Annotated in this window: 20 protein-coding genes; 12 read left to right on the top strand and 8 right to left on the bottom strand. The window is 65.3% G+C overall.

Annotation, left to right across the window (positions count from 1 at the left end; translation table 11 throughout):
- Both ACK2SD_RS18245 and ACK2SD_RS18240 read right to left on the bottom strand, forming a co-directional pair.
- Complete coding sequence (locus ACK2SD_RS18245; RefSeq protein ID WP_039576089.1) at positions 1-342, bottom strand: DUF2892 domain-containing protein; 342 nt, start codon at positions 340-342, stop codon at positions 1-3.
- A 101-nt stretch (positions 343-443) separates the two neighbouring features.
- Positions 444-1,490, bottom strand: a complete 1,047-nt coding sequence (locus ACK2SD_RS18240) for a GlxA family transcriptional regulator (RefSeq protein WP_412462339.1) — start codon at positions 1,488-1,490, stop codon at positions 444-446.
- A 256-nt stretch (positions 1,491-1,746) separates the two neighbouring features.
- On the opposite strand from ACK2SD_RS18240, the gene ACK2SD_RS18235 reads away from it, so the two are divergent.
- The 5 genes from ACK2SD_RS18235 to ACK2SD_RS18215 all read left to right on the top strand — a co-directional run bounded on the left by ACK2SD_RS18235 (position 1,747) and on the right by ACK2SD_RS18215 (position 7,857).
- The gene (locus tag ACK2SD_RS18235; RefSeq protein WP_412462338.1) at positions 1,747-2,466 is read left to right on the top strand and encodes a GntR family transcriptional regulator; all 720 of its coding nucleotides are present in this window, start codon (positions 1,747-1,749) and stop codon (positions 2,464-2,466) included.
- 94 nt (positions 2,467-2,560) lie between these two features.
- Positions 2,561-3,880, top strand: a complete 1,320-nt coding sequence (locus ACK2SD_RS18230) for an NAD(P)/FAD-dependent oxidoreductase (RefSeq protein ID WP_412460515.1) — start codon at positions 2,561-2,563, stop codon at positions 3,878-3,880.
- A 186-nt stretch (positions 3,881-4,066) separates the two neighbouring features.
- Positions 4,067-5,395 (top strand): MFS transporter, encoded by a 1,329-nt coding sequence (locus tag ACK2SD_RS18225; RefSeq protein WP_412460514.1) that lies wholly within the window; start codon positions 4,067-4,069, stop codon positions 5,393-5,395.
- Positions 5,396-5,459: 64 nt separating this feature from the next.
- Entirely contained in the window at positions 5,460-6,353 is an 894-nt protein-coding gene (locus tag ACK2SD_RS18220; protein WP_412460513.1) for a dihydrodipicolinate synthase family protein, read from the top strand.
- 13 nt (positions 6,354-6,366) lie between these two features.
- The gene (locus ACK2SD_RS18215) at positions 6,367-7,857 is read left to right on the top strand and encodes an aldehyde dehydrogenase (RefSeq protein WP_412460512.1); all 1,491 of its coding nucleotides are present in this window, start codon (positions 6,367-6,369) and stop codon (positions 7,855-7,857) included.
- 54 nt (positions 7,858-7,911) lie between these two features.
- Here ACK2SD_RS18215 and ACK2SD_RS18210 read toward each other — a convergent pair whose 3' ends face one another.
- On the bottom strand, positions 7,912-8,382 hold the full coding sequence (locus ACK2SD_RS18210) for an RNA methyltransferase (RefSeq protein WP_029613706.1): 471 nt from the start codon (positions 8,380-8,382) through the stop codon (positions 7,912-7,914).
- A gap of 73 nt (positions 8,383-8,455) precedes the next feature.
- The gene (locus ACK2SD_RS18205) at positions 8,456-8,827 is read right to left on the bottom strand and encodes a YajD family HNH nuclease (protein ID WP_029613705.1); all 372 of its coding nucleotides are present in this window, start codon (positions 8,825-8,827) and stop codon (positions 8,456-8,458) included.
- A 131-nt stretch (positions 8,828-8,958) separates the two neighbouring features.
- Here ACK2SD_RS18205 and ACK2SD_RS18200 point away from each other — a divergent pair, with 131 nt between their 5' ends.
- Positions 8,959-9,228, top strand: coding sequence for a hypothetical protein (locus tag ACK2SD_RS18200; protein ID WP_317872037.1), 270 nt, complete (start codon positions 8,959-8,961; stop codon positions 9,226-9,228).
- A gap of 2 nt (positions 9,229-9,230) precedes the next feature.
- Here ACK2SD_RS18200 and ACK2SD_RS18195 read toward each other — a convergent pair whose 3' ends face one another.
- Complete coding sequence (locus tag ACK2SD_RS18195; protein ID WP_412460511.1) at positions 9,231-11,276, bottom strand: S9 family peptidase; 2,046 nt, start codon at positions 11,274-11,276, stop codon at positions 9,231-9,233.
- An 83-nt stretch (positions 11,277-11,359) separates the two neighbouring features.
- On the opposite strand from ACK2SD_RS18195, the gene ACK2SD_RS18190 reads away from it, so the two are divergent.
- The 3 genes from ACK2SD_RS18190 to ACK2SD_RS18180 are packed head-to-tail and all read left to right on the top strand — an operon-like array spanning position 11,360 to position 13,181.
- A complete protein-coding gene (locus ACK2SD_RS18190) occupies positions 11,360-11,866 on the top strand; it encodes a hypothetical protein (RefSeq protein WP_029613704.1) in 507 nt (168 codons plus the stop codon).
- A 16-nt stretch (positions 11,867-11,882) separates the two neighbouring features.
- A complete protein-coding gene (locus tag ACK2SD_RS18185; protein WP_029613703.1) occupies positions 11,883-12,650 on the top strand; it encodes a class II glutamine amidotransferase in 768 nt (255 codons plus the stop codon).
- 9 nt (positions 12,651-12,659) lie between these two features.
- Positions 12,660-13,181, top strand: a complete 522-nt coding sequence (locus ACK2SD_RS18180; protein ID WP_039576106.1) for a DUF2937 family protein — start codon at positions 12,660-12,662, stop codon at positions 13,179-13,181.
- Here the strand turns inward: ACK2SD_RS18180 and ACK2SD_RS18175 are convergent.
- Entirely contained in the window at positions 13,178-14,104 is a 927-nt protein-coding gene (locus ACK2SD_RS18175) for a LysR family transcriptional regulator (RefSeq protein WP_412460510.1), read from the bottom strand. The genes ACK2SD_RS18180 and ACK2SD_RS18175 overlap by 4 nt on opposite strands.
- A gap of 146 nt (positions 14,105-14,250) precedes the next feature.
- Between ACK2SD_RS18175 and ACK2SD_RS18170 the strand changes: the two genes are divergently transcribed.
- The 3 genes from ACK2SD_RS18170 to ACK2SD_RS18160 are packed head-to-tail and all read left to right on the top strand — an operon-like array spanning position 14,251 to position 16,638.
- Positions 14,251-15,018 (top strand): 5-oxoprolinase subunit PxpA, encoded by a 768-nt coding sequence (locus tag ACK2SD_RS18170; protein WP_412460509.1) that lies wholly within the window; start codon positions 14,251-14,253, stop codon positions 15,016-15,018.
- A gap of 10 nt (positions 15,019-15,028) precedes the next feature.
- Complete coding sequence (gene pxpB / locus ACK2SD_RS18165) at positions 15,029-15,724, top strand: 5-oxoprolinase subunit PxpB (protein ID WP_412460508.1); 696 nt, start codon at positions 15,029-15,031, stop codon at positions 15,722-15,724.
- On the top strand, positions 15,721-16,638 hold the full coding sequence (locus ACK2SD_RS18160) for a biotin-dependent carboxyltransferase family protein (RefSeq protein ID WP_412460507.1): 918 nt from the start codon (positions 15,721-15,723) through the stop codon (positions 16,636-16,638). The genes pxpB and ACK2SD_RS18160 overlap by 4 nt, the downstream gene beginning before the upstream one ends.
- A gap of 25 nt (positions 16,639-16,663) precedes the next feature.
- Here ACK2SD_RS18160 and ACK2SD_RS18155 read toward each other — a convergent pair whose 3' ends face one another.
- Both ACK2SD_RS18155 and ACK2SD_RS18150 read right to left on the bottom strand, forming a co-directional pair.
- Entirely contained in the window at positions 16,664-17,842 is a 1,179-nt protein-coding gene (locus ACK2SD_RS18155) for a vWA domain-containing protein (RefSeq protein ID WP_412460506.1), read from the bottom strand.
- A 10-nt stretch (positions 17,843-17,852) separates the two neighbouring features.
- Positions 17,853-18,698 (bottom strand): AAA family ATPase, encoded by an 846-nt coding sequence (locus ACK2SD_RS18150; protein ID WP_029613698.1) that lies wholly within the window; start codon positions 18,696-18,698, stop codon positions 17,853-17,855.
- Positions 18,699-18,834: the final 136 nt, after the last annotated feature.

The raw sequence follows: 18,834 nt of genomic DNA, 5'->3' as shown, positions 1-18,834 counted from the left end.
TCAGACCTCGCTCAGTGGATCCTTGCCGGTCACGGTCACTGTGCGCGTGGCCGATTCGGCGCTGTCCTTGAGTGCCCTGAGCTCGGCGGCGCCGCGATCAATTTCGGCGTTCAGGCGACGGTAGTCCGCGCGCTGTTTCTGCAGCCACGCCTTGGCCTGGCACTGGCCTTTGAGCCCGCGGGCCAGCGCGAGGCCGCCAACCGTTACCTGCAGCAGGCCGATCAGGCCACCACGGCGCATGCCTTTGCTGACCATCAGTGCACCACCGGCCAGCGAGCTGACGCGTTCCCAGCCTGTGACGTTGTGATCGTGCTCGGCAGCGGGTGAGTGGATATCGAACATGGCGGAATCTCCTGATGGGGTGGGTTCATCAGCTGACCCAGGGGCACGACTGGCGTTCAGTACAATCGCTCAGCGGCCCGTGCGCGTGATGGGCTGCGGACTCAGTGAGCGTGGCTCGCAGGGCGTCGGCCGCCCTTGACGCAGCCCTGGCGTTTTTCCCGAGAAGGCCCATAGCCAAAGAACGATCGATAGCACTTGCTGAAGTGGCTGGCCGAGACGAAGCCGCAGGCGACGGCGACCTCCATGATCGGCAGATCCGAATGTTGCAGCAGGCGCCTGCTTTCGGTGATCCGCAGCTCCAGGTAGTAGCGCACCGGTGTGGTGTTGAGTTGACGCTGAAACAGCCGACCAATCTGACGTTTGGAGCGTCCGACGTATGCCGCGAGCTGGTCCTGGCTGAGCGGCTCCTCAAGATTGGCGCTCATCAGGGTGATCGCTTCGCGCAGCGGCTCGCTGATGTTGGCTTGCGCAGCCGGAGTCGTACGTCGGTAGCGCGAGGACTCGAAGGCAAGAATGGCTGTGATGCCTTCGGCCAGGGCAGGGCCCCGGCGCTGGCCGATCCACTCCAGCATCATGCTCAACGCACCCGCCGGACTGGCCGCGCTGAGCCGGTCGCGATCAATGCAGTAGGCCTCGCTGCTCACTTGTCCATGGCGCGCAATTTCGGCGAGCGCCGCGCGATGTTCTGGGTGTACCGCACATCGATAGCCGTCGAGCAGCCCAGCCCTGCCGAGGAACCAGGCACCGTTCCACAGGCCGGCCAAAGCCACCTTTCGGCGGGCCAGTTCCTGCAAGTTTGTCGCCAGATCCTCGGGCAACGTCAACGGGGTCCGCAGCCCGCCACAGATCACCAGCAGGTCCAACGGCTGGGCCACGCATTCGCTCAGGCTTGCGCTAGGGCCGATCAGGATGGCCAGGTCACTGGTCAGTGCTGCGCTATTCAGGCTGCAGGTGCTGTGGCTGAAGGCGCCGGGCTGGATCAGGTTGGCGGTGACCAGTGCGTCCAGCGCCTGGGTGAAGGCCAACAGGGAGAAGTGCTCCAGCAGCAGGAAGCCTACGTTCAGGGCAGGGCCGTCGGTCTCCAGGTCGGCAGGAATGAAGCGGGAGTTGGGGCCATGCAGGGCCGAACCGAACGTTCTCTTGGCAATCAACGTGAGGCGCCTCGCAAAGTGAAAGAGGAGGAAAAAGCGCGCGCGACTGATTGTATTCTTTGTGTATACATTGCGTCGAGGTCTGGCCAAGACGCGGGTTTACCTCGCGCCGACACCCACTTATGGTCAAATAGCGACGCCTTTGTCTGAGGCCGACCCCTCGCCTGATTCGCTGTAGACAAATTGTCTAAAGCGTCCCTATATTCGTTATACAAATTGTAGACATAGACCTATGAGCACTCGAAAAGCCGCCATGAACGTCAGTCACGATGACCACCACGCCCCCGCAGTCGCGCCTGATCGCAAGGCGGTGCTGGCCGATGCCCTGCGCCGACGCATTCTGAGCATGGAGCTGGCGCCCGGTGCCGGCGTGGACGAGCTGGCACTGTGCGAAGAATTCGGTTTGTCGCGACCGCCAGTGCGTGAACTGCTGCGTCAGATCGCTGCCGAGGGCTACATCGAACTGGAAGCCAATCGCGCCCCGCGCGTTGCGGCGATGAACCATGACTCTCTGCACAGCTTTTTCCTGGCTGCGCCGCTGATCTACATCGCCACCACGCAATTGGCGGCGACCCATGCCAGTGCCGAAGAAATCGACGAGCTCAAGGGAATACAGGCGCTGTTTCGTGCGGCGATCGAGCAACAGGATGTGGAGAACCGCGTGCTGTACAACGACGCTTTCCACCTGCAGATCGGCAAGATGGCGCACAACGACTACCTGATGCCCAGCCTGCGACGGCTGCTGATCGACCACACCCGCCTGGGCAAGATTTTCTACCGTCACCCGACCACCGATGACATGCAGCGCGACCTGGAGCTGGCCTGCGTGCAGCACGATCAGATGATCGAAGCGATCAAGGGTCGCGATCCACAGACTGCTGGGGAGCTGGTGCGCGAGCACTTCGAGCTGTCCCGGCGCCGCATGGCCGAATACGCGGCGCCCCAGGGAATGGAAGTGGCATTGGCCTTGTAGCTGCAGCACTCACCGTCACCCTGGACGCCGGCAGGACGCTGGCAGGGGCGAGCGTGATGAGGAACAGACGCTAACAACAATATCGGGTTCCTACATGACAAAGATCACCTCGTTGCCCGCCGACGACAGCACCTGTGGCTGGTATCACCTCAGCCAAGGGCGCCGCGTCGCGCCTGCCCACAGCGGCCATAGTCAGGCGCGGTGGGTCGTGGTCGGCGCCGGCTTTACCGGGCTTGCCGCCGCGCGTCAGTTGGCTGTGCATTTTCCTGACGATCAGGTGGTGCTGATCGAAGCCCAGGAGGTCGGCTATGGCGCATCCGGGCGCAACGCGGGCTTCGCCATCGACTTGCCCCATGACATCGGCGCTGAAGACTACATCGGTGATATCGCCATCGCCCGCAAGACGCTCAAGCTCAACCTCAGCGGCCAGTCGTTTCTCAAGGAACTGGTCCAGCGCTACGCCATCGAGTGCCAGATGACGCATTGCGGCAAGTACCAGGCCGCTGTCGAGCCACGCGGCATTGCCGTGCTCGAGGCTTACCGCCGCGGCCTGGACCGGCTCGATCAGCCTTATCAGATGCTCGAGGCCGGCGAACTGCCGGAGCACATCGGGACCGATTTTTATCGCCAGGCGCTGTTCACCCCGGGCACGTCCTTGATCCAGCCCTCGGCGCTGGTCAAGGGGCTGGCCGATAACTTGCCGGCCAACGTGACGCTGTACGAGCATACGCCGATCACCGACGTGCAGTACGGCACCAAGACGGTGCTCACCCATGCGCGAGGGTCGATCACGGCCGATCAGTTGGTGCTCACCACCAACGCCTTTGGTATGAATTTCGGATTTCTCAAAGGCCGCATGCTGCCGGTCTTCACCTACGCCAGCCTGACTCGGCCGATGACGGCGCAAGAGCAGGCGAGCCTGGGCGGCAAGCCCTACTGGGGGCTGATTCCGGCCGATCCTTTCGGCACCACGGTGCGCCGCACGCCGGATAACCGGTTGCTGATCCGCAACAGTTTCAGCTTCAACCCGGACGGTCGGGCCAACGCCAGATACCTCGCCCGGGTCGCCCAGCGGCATCGCCAATCCTTTGCCCGGCGGTTTCCGATGTTGCCGGCGCTGCCGTTCGAATACACCTGGGGTGGCGCATTGGCGATGTCGCGCAATCACATGGGGCATTTCGGCAAGTTGGCGCCCAATGTCTACGGTGCGTTGGGCTGCAATGGCTTGGGCGTGACCCGTGGCACGGCGACCGGAAAGTTGCTCGGCGACTGGTTGGCAGGCCAACGCAATGAATTGATCCAGTTCGTCCTCGACACGCCTGGACCCAGTGCCAACCCCCCGGCGCCGCTGGTGTCGCTGGGGCTCAATTTCAATCTGAAGTGGGGGCAATACCGCGCCGGGCAAGAAAGCTGAAGGGCATTGAAGCGTTCGACATCACTTGATATTCGCTGGACTCGGTAAGTCCGGCCTGCACTTTCCATTGCGTGCTGTTTCGGTTCGAAGAACAACTTCGGGCTCCCGTCGCTGACGCCAAGTTCAGTGTCGCGGGTTCGTGCGTCCTGAAAACGGCCTGCGTTCGATATTGGCAGGGGAAAAATAATGACAACGAATACTGTATCAATCGAAGACGTACCGCTTAATCGCTTTCATCAGTGGCTCACCGTGCGTTCCGGCGGTGGCTCTTTCGTCGATGGTTACGTGCTGAGCATCATCGGTGTCGCCATGGTGCAGATGACCGCCGGACTGTCGTTGGACAGCTTCTGGCAGGGCATGATTGCCGCGTCGGCGCTGATCGGCATTTTCTTCGGTGGTTTCCTGGGCGGCTGGCTGACCGACCGTTTCGGTCGCAAGCGGGTGTTCTTCGTCGGTCCGACCTTGTTCATTCTCGCTTCGCTCAGCCAGTTCTGGGTGGAGTCGGCAATGGCGCTGTTCCTGCTGCGCTTCGTGGTGGGCGTCGCGGTCGGTATCGAGTACCCGGTAGCGACCTCGCTGCTGGTCGAGTTTCTGCCCAAGCGCAACCGCGGTCCGCGCCTGGCCACGTTGACCATTCTGTGGTTCGCCGGTGCCGCCTTCGCCTACATGCTCGGCGATTTCCTCCTGCGCCAAGGGGGCGACGATGCCTGGCGTCTGGTGCTGGCCAGCCCGGCGTTGATCGGTGCGCTGTTGTTCGTGGTGCGCATCGGCACGCCCGAGTCGCCACGCTGGTTGCTCAGCAAAGGGCGAGCGGAGCAAGCCGAGGTCGTGATTCGCAGCGTATACGGCAACGATTTCGGCCTGCTCAACCTGCCCGAGGAGCCCGAGCAGCAGACGCTGTCATTTCGCAGCCTGCTGCACTCGGGCTACGGCAAACGCATGATGTTCGTCGCCGTGTTCTGGTCCTGCTCGGTGATCCCGGTGTTCGCCGTGTACGCCTTCGCGCCCAAGGTGCTCGGCGCGCTCAACCTGAAAGGGGACTGGGCCTCGTTCGGCTCGGTGGCGATCACCTTGCTGTTCGTGGTCGGGTGCATCATCGCCACGCGCCTGATCAATGGCATGGGCCGGCGCAGCATGCTGATCCACAGCTTCTTCTGGTCGGGCCTGGCATTGCTGGGGCTGGGCGTTTTCCACGCCGGCGCCGAGTGGCTGATCCTCGCCTTGTTCGGTGCCTATGCGCTGTTCATCGGTGGCGCCCAGGTCCTGCAACTGGTGTACCCCAACGAACTGTTCCCCACCGAGATCCGCGCCAACGCCGTCGGCGTGGGGACGTCGCTGTCACGGGTCGGTGCGGCTATCGGTACCTGGCTGGTGCCGATAGTGCTCGATCGCTACGGCATCGCCTTCACCATGTACGCCGCTGCGGCGGTCACCTTGCTCGGCCTGGTCGTGTCCTGGGCGCTGGCGCCTGAAACCCGTTCGCTGAATCTGCAACAAGCAGCCTCGCTGAGCTGATCCCTCCGGCCGCGCCGATGTCTCGGTGCGGCCGACACCCTTTGCATTCACAGGAGAACCCGTCATGCACTTCGAAGGTATCTACACCCCTGCTATCACCCCGCTGGCTGCCGATGGCTCGATCGACATGGCTGCATTCGCCGAAGTCCTCGAATACCTGGTCGAGGCGAAAATCCATGGCGTCATCATCGGCGGCTCGACCGGGGAGTACTACGCGCACACCGCCCAGGAGCGGATCGACCTGGCTGCCAAGGCCAAGGACGTGCTCCACGGGCGCTTGCCGCTGATCGTCGGGACCGGTGGCATTCGCACCGAAGATGCGGTGGCCTTCGCCGAACACGCCAGGCAGATCCAGGCCGACGCACTGCTGGTCGGAACCCCACCCTATGCACTGCCCACCCAGCAGGAAATCGCGTTGCACGTGAAGGCGGTGGACGCCGCCGCCGGTTTGCCGATCATGCTCTACAACTACCCAGGCCGCATGGGCGTGGGCATGGGCGATGCGTTCTTCGACGCCGTGGCTGAAGTCGGAAACATCGTCGCCATCAAGGAAAGCTCCGGTGACATGGGCCAGTTGCACCGCTTGGCGACGCGCCGGCCGCACATCCAGTTGTCCTGCGGTTGGGACGATCAGGCCCTCGAATTCTTCGCCTGGGGCGCGAAGAGCTGGGTCTGCGCCGGCTCCAACTTCATCCCGCGTGAACATGTGGCGCTGTACGAGGCCTGCGTGGTCGAGAAGAACTTCGACAAGGGCCGCCGGATCATGGCCGCCCTGATGCCGCTGATGGACGTCCTCGAGGGCGGCAAGTTCGTGCAATCGATCAAGCATGGCGTGGCGCTCAATGGCCTGAAGAGCGCAGGAGTGCGCAAGCCGTTGCAAGACCTCGATGTGGCCGAGCAGCAAGTGCTCGCCCAAGTGGTCAGCGAACTCAAGGCCACCATCGCCAAGATCAATTGAGGAGAACAGGACCATGGCCCCATTGTTGAGCAAGGCCGAATACGCGGCCATCGCTGCCAGATTGCAACCGCGCACGCAGGCGTTCATCGACGGTGAGTTCCGCGATGCGATCGGCGGCAGAACCTTCGTCACCACCAATCCGGCCACCGGCCAGCCACTGGCCGAAGTTGCCGCCTGCGACAGGCACGACGTCGACGTGGCCGTGGCGGCTGCCAAGCGCGTGTTCGAGGCCGGCTCCTGGTCCAAGCTGCAGCCCGGCGAGCGCAAGCGCTTGCTGCTCAGGTTCGCCCAACTGCTGGAGGACAATGCCCATGAGCTGGCAGTGCTGGAAAGCCTGGACAGCGGCAAACCGGTGAGCGAATGCCAGACCGTCGATGTCCCGGAAACCATTCATACCCTGCGCTGGCACGCGGAACTGATCGACAAGATCTACGACGCGACCGCGCCCACCGGTCACGACGCGGTGACGTTGGTGGTGCGCGAAGCCATCGGCGTGGTCGGCCTGGTGCTGCCCTGGAACTTTCCGCTACTGATGCTGGCCTGGAAGATCGCTCCGTCGTTGGCTGCGGGCTGCTCTATCGTGGTCAAACCTGCCAAGGAAACCACGCTCAGCGCCCTGCGTGTGGCGGAACTGGCCCATGAGGCGGGCATTCCGGCGGGGGTGTTCAACCTGGTGCCGGGCGGCGGCCGCGAAGTGGGCGAGGCCATCGGCCGGCACATGGACATTTCGATGGTCAGTTTCACCGGTTCGACCGACACCGGCAGGCTGTTCCTCAAGTACGCCTCGGAATCCAACCTCAAGCGCGTCGTCCTGGAGCTGGGCGGCAAGAACCCTGCGGTGGTCATGAACGATTGCGAGAACCTCGACGAGGTGGCCCAGTTCGTGACCGCCGGGGCTTTCTGGAACATGGGTGAGAACTGTTCGGCGTCTTCGCGGCTGATCGTTCACGAGGACGTCAAGGACGCGCTGCTGGGGCTGATCGGCAAGCATCTGCAGGACTGGAAGCTGGGTGATCCGCTCGATCCGCAGAATCGTCTGGGGGCGATGGTCAGCAAGGCGCACTTCGAGAAGGTCAAGTCGTACCTGGCGTATGCGGCTGAACAGCAGCTTGCTGTGGTTCAGGGCGGGCAAACCCAGGCTGGGGTATTCGTGCAGCCGACCATCGTCGACAACGTGAGCAGGGACAACCGATTGTTCGTCGAAGAAATCTTCGGCCCGGTGCTGAGCGTGACCAGTTTCAAGACCCTCGACGAGGCGATCGAGATCGCCAACGACACGGTCTATGGACTGGCCGCATCCGCCTATACCGGCAGTCTGCGCAACGCGTTGCGCCTGTCGCGGGAAATCCGCGCCGGTGTGGTGACGGTGAACTGCTTCGGCGAAGGCGATGCCTCGACGCCGTTCGGCGGCTACAAGGAGTCCGGGTTTGGTGGGCGCGACAAGTCGATCTGGGCGCACGATCAGTACACCGAGCTCAAGACCATCTGGATCAACGCGTCGTGAGGAGGTGCCAAGGCGCGCGGTCCTGTGCACGGCGGCGCTGGCCGCTGCGCACCACTACTTGAACTTCGGCCCCGAGCGGGTGTTCAGGCCCTTGGCCAGGCGGTCGTAGAGCACCACGTTGACCGTCGCGGCCAGGTTCATGCAGCCGTGGGTGGGGATGTAGATGGTTTCCTCGCACCAGGCGCGCACGCTGTCGTCCAGGCTGCCGTCTTCGGGGCCGAAGATGTAGATCGCCCGGTCGGGGTGGGTGTATTCCGGCAGCGGCCGGGCGCCCTCGACCAACTCCACCGCCACCGGCGTGCAGCCCAGCGGGATGATGCGCTGCAGATCGTCGATGCCGATCAGCGGGATGTCGTAGTGCACGCGCTTGGTGTCGGTGACGAAGTCGCGGGCGCGCTCGTAGCGCTTGCCGGTGTAGAACACCGAGTTGACCCCGTAGCAGCCTGCGGCGCGCATCACCGAGCCGACGTTTTCCGCGGATTTGGGGTTGAACAGGCCGATGCAGCTGTACCGTTTGTTCGCCACGAGTCGGGGCCCTTCGCAAAAAAAGAGCGCGATTATACGGGCTCGCCGACGTCGTGTGGGCGCGATTGGACGGTCAGTCCTTGTTCATCAGCGCGGCGAGGCCGGCGAAGGGGTTGTGCGTGGCCACATTGGTCTTGGGCGTGCTCAGCGACCCTTCGCCGAAGTATTGCTGGTCGGTGTAGCGCGAGTGTTCGTTGTCGTGGCAATACAGGCACAGCAGTTCCCAGTTCGAGCCGTCCTGGGGATTGTTGTCGTGGTTGTGGTCGCGGTGGTGCACGGTGAGTTCCGACAGGCGCTTGCCGGCGAATTCACGGGCGCAGCGTCCGCAGACGTGCGGGTACATCTTCAGCGCCTTGTCGCGGTAGCCCATTTCCTTGTCGCGCTTGGCGTCGGCGAGGATGCGGTCGAGACGGGCGGTGGCGGCGGAGGTGGAGGCCGAGCTCATGGTGTTACCTTTATCGTTATCAGGGCTATGACGGTGGTTGCGCTGAGTCTAGCGCGACTGCGGTGCAGCGCACAGGCAAACGCGCGCGATTGGGCGTAGCCTGTAGGCAGGTTCCGGACGGGAGGTGATCGATGTTGCCTGTACTGCTTGCCAGTGTGTGGCTGCTCGCCGCGCCGTGCGCCGCGCTTGCCGGCCAGCCTTCGGGCGGTTTGGCCCCGGCGCCCGGCGCGCCGGGTACGCCCACGCCCACGCCCTATCCACAGATCACCCCGAGCGTGCCGCCTAAGGCCGGCGGCAGCGAGGCCGGCGGGCCGCTGTTGCCGCCCATGCCCAAGCCAGGGCCGCCGAAGGATCAGCCCTTGCCGGGCCTGTCGCCCGCGCCGCCGGTCAAAAGCGACTGACGCTAGCGCGTAACGCCCAGCTCATCGAGCACGAAGGCGTACTCCAGGGCCACGTCGCGCAAGCCCTGGTAGCGCCCGCTCATGCCGCCGTGGCCGGCGCCCATTTCGGTCTTGAGCAGCAGCAGGTTGTCGTCGGTCTTGCGGGTGCGCAGCCGGGCCACCCACTTGGCCGCCTCCCAGTACTGCACGCGGCTGTCGTTATAGCCAGCCACCACCAGCATCGCCGGGTAGGCCTGGGCCTTGACGTTCTCGTAGGGCGCATAGGCCTGGATGCGCGCGTACACCTCGGGCTCTTCGGGGTTGCCCCACTCGTCGTACTCGGTGACGGTCAACGGCAGCTCGGGGTCGAGCATGGTGTTGAGCACATCGACGAAGGGTACTTCGGCAATGGCGCAACGGAACAGCTCGGGACGCTGGTTGAGCACGGCGCCGATCAGCAGGCCGCCGGCGCTGCCACCGCTGATCGCCAATTGCTCGGAGCGGGTCACGCCTTGGGCGATCAAGTGTTCGGCACAGGCGATGAAGTCGTCGAAACTGTTCTGTTTGTGCGCCTGCTTGCCGGCGCGATACCAGGCTTCGCCCAGCTCACCGCCGCCGCGCACGTGGGCGATGGCGAAGGCCACGCCGCGCTCGAGCAGGCTCAGGCGAGCGTGGGAGAACCAGGGGTCCAGGCTTTCGCCGTAGGCGCCGTAGCCATACAGGTACAGTGGCACGCTGCGGCCCAGGTCCTGGCGTCGGCGCACCAGGCTGATCGGCACCTGCGTGCCGTCCGCCGCGGTGGCCCACAGGCGCTGGCTGACGTAGTCGTCGGCATCGAACGGGCCCAGCACTGGCGTTTGCTTGAGCACCTGCTGCGCGCCGTTGGCCAGGGTCAACTGGCGCGCCTGGGCGGGGCGGTTGAGGGCCTCGTAGCGCAGGCGGATAGACGCGCTGGCGAACTCCAGGCTGTCCTGCACGTACAAGCTGTAGGCCGCGTCCGGCAGTTCGACGCGGTAGGCCGGCAGACCCTGGGGACGCACCTCGATGATCGGCAGACCGCCTTCGCGCAGGCTCAGCGTCAGCGCGCTGGCATTCAGGCTAAGGCCTTCGAGCATGATCTCGTTGCGGTGCGCCACCAGCACCTGCCACTGGGCGTGGGTGGGAACACGGTCGGCGGGCGCATGGAACAGGGCGAAGTTGATGCCATCCTGGTTGCTGCGGATGAACCAGCGCCATTGGCCGTCGAGTTGGCCGTGGTCGGGGAAGTATTCGTGGCCTTCGACCCGTGGCGCCAGGCAGGTGAAGGGCGCCTTGGGCGTCTGGGCATCGAGCACCCAGGCCTCGCTGGTGGTCTTGCTGTTGAGCAGCAGCACCAACTGACGCTCCGAGCTGCTGCGGTAGCAGTGCAGGAAAAAGCGTCCGTCCGCTTCTTCGAAGACCTGCGTCGCGTCGGCCTCGCCCAAGGTGTGGCGCAGCAGGCGCCACGGCCGGTGGGTCTCGTCCAGTTCGGCGAAGAACAGGGTGCGGCTGTCGTTGGCCCAGGTCAGGCTGCCGTCGCAGTCGTCGAAGGGCAGGGCGGTGAGGGCGCCGGTGTCCAGATCCTTGACGTACAGCGTGTAGATTTCATCGCCACGGGTGTCCAGGCTGTAGGCCAGCAGGCGATGGTCGGGGCTGACGTTGAACGCGCCCAGGGCCAGGAAGCCGCCCTCGGCCAGGGCATTGGGGTCGAGCAGCAACTGCTCGGCGCTTTCGTCGACCTGCAGGCTGTCGTCGGCCGGACGCGGGCAGCGGTAGTGACGTGGATACTCGTCGCCGGCGGTGGTGCGGGTGTAGTAGAGGAAAGGGCCCCAGGGCGAGGGCAGCGACAGGTCGGTTTCCAGAATGCGGCCCTTGATCTGCTCGAATAGCTGCTCGCGCATTTCGGCCTGGTCGGCCAGGCACGCCTGCTGGTAGGCGTTTTCCTGCTCCAGGTAGGCCAGTACCTCGGCGTTGTCGCGTTCCTGCAACCAGGCGTAGGGATCGTGGCCGGGGGCTTGGCGGGCGATGGGGGGCTGGGGTCTGATAGGCATGAAATGTCCCGAGATGGAAAGGGCACCTGTGCCCCTAAAAGTGTTTATCATAGGCGCCTCTTCGCCTGCCTTGCACGGACACCATGATCGAACAAGACTACACACTGGCCTGGGGCCTCTACGCCGTTGCTGCCGTGGGCTGCCTGCTGGTGGCCTTCAAGCTCACCGGCTGGATGTGGCGCTGGCTGCGCGAGCCGCTGCGGGTCTTGGTGGCCGTGCTGCTGTTCAGCCCCACCATCGTCGATCCGGTCAAGGACAGCTTCGCCCCGGCCATTGCCATCACCGCCTTGGACCTGGCGTTCAAGGTGGGCAACAACGCCTGGCGCGCGGCGTCGGACCTGGCCATGTACGGCATGATCGCCTTCGCCCTGTACCTGCTGTTCGTGCTGGTGCGCTGGCCGCTGGAAAAGCGTGCTCGCGAGCGCAAGGCGCGGGCCGAGGCCGCTGCCAGCCGACGCGCCGCCGAAGACGAGGCGATGGTCGACGACGCCCCGCAGGTCGACCCGCGCGACCGCTACCGCAGCGAGCCGCCCGCCCCGGCACCGCGCCGTCCCGCCAATGGCGGCGGTCGCGTCGAACCCCGGATCTGACACGGAGCGCTGGTCGATGTGTGAATTGCTGGGCATGAGCGCCAACGTCCCGACCGATATCGTTTTCAGCTTCACCGGCCTGATGCAGCGCGGCGGGCGCACCGGCCCGCACCGCGACGGCTGGGGTATCGCCTTCTACGAGGGGCGTGGCCTGCGCCTGTTCCAGGACCCGACCGCCAGCAGCGAATCGGAAGTGGCCAACCTGGTGCAGCGCTACCCGATCAAGAGCGAGGTTGTCATCGGCCACATCCGCCAGGCCAACGTCGGCAAGGTCTGCCTGTCCAACACCCACCCGTTCGTTCGCGAGTTGTGGGGGCGTAACTGGTGCTTCGCGCACAACGGTCAACTGGCAGGCTTCGTCGGCGAGAAGACCTTTTACCGCCCCGTGGGCGACACCGACAGCGAAGCGGCGTTCTGCGACTTGCTCAACCGCGTGCGCGAGGCCTTCCCCGAGCCGGTCGAAGCCGAGGCGCTGCTGCCGGTGCTGGTCGAGGCGTGCGCCGGTTACCGTGACAAAGGCGTGTTCAACTGCCTGCTCAGCGACGGCGACTGGCTGTTCTGCTACTGCTCCACCAAGCTGGTACACATCACCCGGCGCGCCCCGTTCGGCGCCGCGCGCCTGAAGGATGTCGACCTGATCGTCGACTTCCAGTCGCAAACCACCCCCAACGACGTGGTCACGGTGATCGCCACCGAGGCGCTCACCGAAAACGAAACCTGGCAGCGCTATACCCCCGGCCAGTGGGCCCTGTGGCGCCATGGCGAGTGCGTCGCCAACGGCTGAGGAGCGAGCATGTTCAGAAGTTACCTGCGGTTGCTGCTGTTCACCGTCGGCCTGCTGGCCGGCATCCAGGTGCCGGGGTTGGTCAAGGACTACAGTCAGCGCGTCGAAGCGCACATGCTCGAGTCGCGCGAGGCCCTGGCGGGCTTCCAGGAAACCGCCGAGCGCTTCTTCAACGGCGATCTGCAAGCGCTGCTGCGGCACTACCGCAGCAGCGACGACCCGGTGTTCAACAGCGATGCCAACAGCATCGAAAGCCTGATGACCCGTAACCAGTTGCTGGAGAGCGAGTGGCAGGCGTTGCAGGGCAACTGGGTCAGCCGTACCTGGCATGTCGTGGCGCAGGCCGATCCGCAGCTTCGCGAGGAAACGCTCAAGGGCTACAGCTACCAGATCCTGCTGGTGCCCGAGGCGATCGGCTGGGGCATCGGTTGCGGGTTCCTGCTGGCGCTGCTGGTCGAGAGCCTTTTGCTGGGCATCGGTTGGGTGATCCTCGGTGGTCGGCGGGGCGCGGTGAAGGAGAGCTGGCGCTAGGCTCTACTTGCCTGCACCAGCACGATCCTGCGCTCGCCCGCCTCCTGCGCGTAGCGCGCCAGCACCTGCCGGCACACACCCACCACTTCCTCCACCAGCTCCACGCCGGTCTGCCAGGACGCCACCAGTTCCAGGCTCGGTGGCGCCAGCAGGCCGTCGAGCAAGGCCAATTCGCCCCGTGCCAGCTCGCTGGCCACCAGCGCCGGGGGCAGTGCAGCGACGCCGAAGCCGTCGCGCAGCAGTCGGGTGATCGCCGACACCGAATTCACGCAATTGAGCCGCAACCTGTGCGCGCCCGCTGCCTGCAGCAGGCTGGCGACGTCCTGATGCGGACGCGAGTTGCGTGAAAAAGTGAGGATTCGCTCGCGTGCCAGCTCGGCCAGGTCGGCGTACTCGCGGTGCAGGGCCGAGCCGCTGGCGACGATCCAGCCCATGGGATAGCGCGCCAGGTCCAGGCTGCGAATGCGTTCTTCACGCAGCAGGTCGGTCTGCAGGATCACATCGACGAAGCCCTTGTGCAGGTGCTCGCGCAGGTTCAGCGCGGTGTCGGCGACCAGTTCGATCTCCACCTGCGGATAGCGCGCGGTCAGCTCAGCCACCAGCGCGCTCATCCAGGTGTGGATCACCGTGTCCATGATGCCCAGGCGCACTCGGCCCACCCGCGTGCGCTCGGCGCCCAACGACTGCTTCATCGCCTGGGCGGTGTCGAGCATGCGTTCGGCGTATTCCAGCACGCGGCTGCCTTCGGGCGTCAGGCTCACCCCGCGCGAGTCGCGCAGCAGCAGCTTCACGCCCAGGTCGGCCTCCAGCGCGGCAATGCGGCTGGACACCGAGGCCTGGGTGGTGAACAGCTTCTCGGCCGTCAGGCGAAAGCTCTTGAGCCGGGCGACCCAGACGAAAGTTTCGAGAAAGCGCAGGTTCATGGAGGGCTCGCAAGGCTGGGCGATCGGTTTTTCTTGTTCCAGACCGCAGGTTTTTCTCATTGGACGCCGGTTGCGCGGCGTTCCGACAATGACGCACACGCCGCAGCGCGGCTCGCCCCGAACCATACCAACAAGACGAGGCCCTGATGAACCCCTCGACACACCGCCAACGCCTGCTGCTCAACTGCGACATGGGCGAAAGTTTCGGCAACTGGCGCACCGGCCTGGACGCCGAGGTGATGCCCTTCGTCGACTGCGCCAACATCGCCTGCGGCTACCATGCCGGCGATCCCGGCACCATGCGCCGCACCGTCGCCCTGGCGCTGGAGCATGGCGTCAGCATCGGCGCACACCCGGCGTACCCCGACCTCAACGGCTTCGGTCGCCGCTCCATGGCCTGCAGCAGCGAGGAGATCCGTGACCTGCTGCATTACCAGATCGGCGCGCTGGACGGTATCTGCAAGGTGCTCGGCGGGCGCGTGGCCTACGTCAAGCCCCATGGCGCGCTGTACAACGACATGATGGCCGACCCGCGTCAGTTGCGGACCGTGCTCGAAGCGGTGGCGGCGTACGAGGCCGGTCTGCCGCTGATGCTGATGGCCACCGCCGACGACCGCGCCGCGCAGGCCTTGGGCGAGGAGGTCGGCGTGCCGCTGTGGTTCGAGGCCTTCGCCGACCGCGCCTACACCGCCAGCGGTCACCTGATGTCGCGACGCCTGCCCGGCGCCGTGCATCACGATCCGGCACTGGTCGTGGAGCAGGCTGTCCGCCTGGCGCGCGGTGAGGCGCTGGTGGCCGATGACGGCAGCGCGCTGCGGCTCAACGCCGCCACCCTGTGCGTGCATGGTGACAACGAAAGCTCGGTGGCGGCCGTCCGGCAGATCCGCGAGGCCTTGGACGCGTTGCAGGCATGAGGGCGCCGCGATGAACCCGCGTATCGAAGTGGTGGCCATCGACAGCCTGATGGTGCGGCTGTTCGACGCCATCGACGAGGCCAACATGCCGTGGATCCTCGCCGCCAGCCAGCGCCTGCGCGCGGCGTTCGGCGCGCACCTGATCGACCTGGTGCCGTCCTACACCACGCTGATGCTGCAGTCCGATCTGGCCCCGGCCTCGGCGCGGGCGCGCATCGACCAGGCGCTGGCGGGACTTGCGCCTGACGCAGGCAGCAGCGGACGCCGCCATGAGATCCCGGTGTGGTACCACCCCAGCGTCGGTCCCGAGCTGCCCTTGCTGGCCGCACGCAGTGGCCTGAGCGAGCAGGAGGTCGTGCAACTGCACAGCGAGCGCGAATACCCGGTGTTCGCCCTGGGCTTCGCGCCGGGTTTCGGCTTCATGGGCCTGGTGGACGAGCGCCTGGCCACGCCGCGCCTGAGTACGCCACGCAAGCGCGTAGCCGCTGGCAGCGTGGGGATCGCGGAGCGGCAGACGGCGGCCTATCCGGCGGTGTCGCCGGGCGGCTGGAACCTGCTCGGGCGCACCCCGGTGCGCCTGTTCGACCGTGACCGTGACGGCTACAGCCTGTTGCAGCCGGGTGACCGGGTGCGTTTCGTGGCCGTGTCGCACGCCGAGTTCATCGCCTTGGGCGGCGACGATCGCCCGCAGGAGGCCTACGCATGAAGCAGTTGACGATCGAGGCCAGCACCGCCCTGTGCCAGTTGCAGGATGGCGGGCGCCTGGGTGTGCGGCATTTGGGCGTGACCCAGGGTGGCGCGCTGGACTGGGTGGCGATGTACTGGGCCAACTGGCTGCTGGGCAATGCCCTGGACGCCCCGGTGCTGGAGGTGGCGCTGGGCGGTTTCACGGTGCTGGCCGAGCAGGACTGCGTGGTGGCCCTGGCCGGCGCCGACCTGGACGCGCGCATCGATGACCAGCCAGTTGCCCCTTGGCGCAGCCTGGCCTTGGGTAAAGGCCAGCGCCTGACCCTCAGGCAGCCCCGCCAGGGCGTGCGCGCCTACGTGGCTGCGCCCGGCGGTTTTCACGGGGCGGCGGTGCTGGGCAGTTGCGCCACCGTGGCACGTGAGCAACTCGGCGGCCTGGACGGCTGCGGCGGGCCATTGGCCAAAGGGCAGACGTTGCGCTTCGGCGAGGGCACGCCAGCGGTGCGTGAGGTGCCTGCCGCCCTGCGCCCGACCCCTTCGGCCAAGCCACAACTGGACCTGGTGATGGGCGCGCAGATCGGCGCGTTCAGCGGCCTCAGCCTGTTCGAGGCGTTCAACCGCGACTGGACCCTGGACAGCCGAGCGGACCGCATGGGCAGCCGTCTGCTGGGGCCGCCCTTGGTGTACCAAGGACCGCCGATGATTTCCGAAGGCATTCCCCTGGGCGCCGTGCAGGTGCCGCCGGATGGGCAGCCGATCGTGCTGCTCAACGACCGCCAGACCATCGGCGGCTATCCGCGACTCGGGGCACTCACGCCCCTGGCGCTGGCGCAGTTGGCGCAGTGCATGCCGGGGGCGGTAGTGCGCTTCAGGGCGGTGGTGCAGGACACTGCATGGCGCGAGCAGCAGGCGTATCTGCAACGTTGGCAGTAAGGCCCATCGCGGATGAATGGTCGCGCTACTTCGACAGGTAGCGCATCGCTTCTTCCAGGCCCTGCAAGGTCAGCGGGTACATGCGGTCTTCCATCAGTTCACGCACCAGGTGCGTGGACGCGGTGTAGTCCCAGGTCTGCCGGGGATACGGGTTGATCCACACGATCTTGCGGAATTTCTCCCTGAAGCGCTGCATCCACACATAACCCGCTTCTTCGTTCCAGTGCTCGACACTGCCGCCCGGCTGGGTAATTTCATACGGCGCCATGGCGGCGTCGCCGACGAACACCACCTTGTAGTCGTCGCCGTACTTGTGCAGCAGGTCGAACGTGGCGAAGCGTTCGGCGTTGCGGCGCAGGTTGTTCCGCCACACCGTCTCGTAGACGAAGTTGTGGAAGTAGTAGTACTCCAGGTGCTTGAACTCGGTCTTGCAGGCCGAGAACAGCTCCTCGCAGACCTTGACGTGGGCGTCCATCGAGCCGCCGATGTCGAACAGCAACAGCAGCTTGACGGTGTTGCGTCGCTGCGGGCGCATCTGGATGTTCAGCAGCCCGGCATCGCGGGCGGTATGGTCGATGGTGCCGTCGATGTCGAGTTCCTCGGCGGCGCCTTCACGGGCGAACTTGCGCAAGCGGCGCAGGGCCATCTTGATGGTGCGTGTGCCCAGTTCGACCTGGTCGTCGAGGTTCTTGTACTCACGCTGATCCCACACCTTGACCGCCTTGCCCTGGCGCTGCCCGGCATCGCCCACGCGAATGCCCTCGGGGTTGAAACCGCCCGAGCCGAACGGGCTGGTGCCGCCGGTGCCGATCCATTTGTTGCCGCCGGCGTGACGTTCCTTCTGCTCTTGCAGGCGCTGCTTGAAGGCTTCGATCAGCTTGTCCAGCCCGCCCAGGGACTGGATCTGCGCACGCTCTTCGGCGCTGAGCGAACGCTCGAACTCCTTGCGCAGCCAGTCTTCGGGGATCAGCGCCTCAAGGTGATGGTCGAGGCGTTCCAGACCGTTGAAATAGGCGGAAAAGGCGCGGTCGAACTTGTCGAAATGCCGTTCGTCCTTGACCAGAATGGCCCTGGCCAAGTAGTAGAACGCGTCCATGTCGGCGAAGACCACACGCTGCTGCAGGGCGTCGAGCAGGTCGAGCAGTTCGCGCAGCGACACCGGCACCTTGGCTGCGCGCAGTTCGTTGAACAGGTTGAGCAGCATGGCCAGGCCCTCAGCGGTTGCCGCGACGGCTCATGAAGGCCAGGCGTTCGAGCAGTTGCACGTCCTGCTCGTTCTTCACCAGCGCGCCGGCCAGCGGTGGAATGGCTTTGGTTGGATCGCGCTCGCGCAGCACCGCTTCGCCGATGTCGTCGGCCATCAGCAGCTTGAGCCAGTCGACCAGCTCGGAAGTGGAAGGCTTTTTCTTCAGGCCCGGCACCTTGCGCACGTCGAAGAACACATCCAGCGCTTCGCTGACCAGCGAGGCCTTGATGTTCGGGTAATGCACATCGACGATGCGCTGCAGGGTGTCGCGGTCGGGGAAGGCGATGTAGTGGAAGAAGCAGCGGCGCAGGAACGCGTCGGGCAGTTCTTTCTCGTTGTTGGAGGTGATGATGATGATCGGGCGCTGGGCGGCCTTGATGGTTTCGTCGGTCTCGTAGACGTAGAACTCCATGCGGTCGAGTTCCTGCAACAGGTCGTTGGGGAATTCGATGTCGGCCTTGTCGATTTCGTCGATCAGCAGGATGACCCGTTCCTGGGCCTCGAAGGCTTCCCAGAGCTTGCCTTTCTTCAGGTAGTTGCGCACGTCGTGGACCTTGTCCACGCCCAACTGCGAGTCGCGCAAACGGCTGACGGCATCGTACTCGTACAGGCCCTGCTGGGCCTTGGTGGTGGACTTGATGTGCCAGGTGATCAGGCGCGCGCCCAGGGCCTCGGCCAGTTGTTCGGCGAGCAGGGTCTTGCCGGTGCCGGGCTCGCCCTTGACCAGCAGCGGGCGTTCGAGGGTGATGGCCGCATTGACCGCCAGCTTCAGGTCGTCGGTGGCGACGTAGTTGCGGGTGCCTTCGAATTTCATGGTGCCGTTCCTTTATGAGGTCTCAGCGGTAGCCTTGGGGGAGCGGGTTCATCCGCGAAGGCTGCACCGCTGACGACGCGTGTCGGTAATGTGCCCGCGACTATAACCCGCACCCCGGCGAGCGAAAATGCAGACC

The sequence above is a fragment of the Pseudomonas sp. SC11 genome, from assembly GCF_047039205.1.
GTDB classification, from domain to species: domain Bacteria; phylum Pseudomonadota; class Gammaproteobacteria; order Pseudomonadales; family Pseudomonadaceae; genus Aquipseudomonas; species Aquipseudomonas boreofloridensis.
This window is presented reverse-complemented; position numbering and strand designations above follow the sequence as displayed.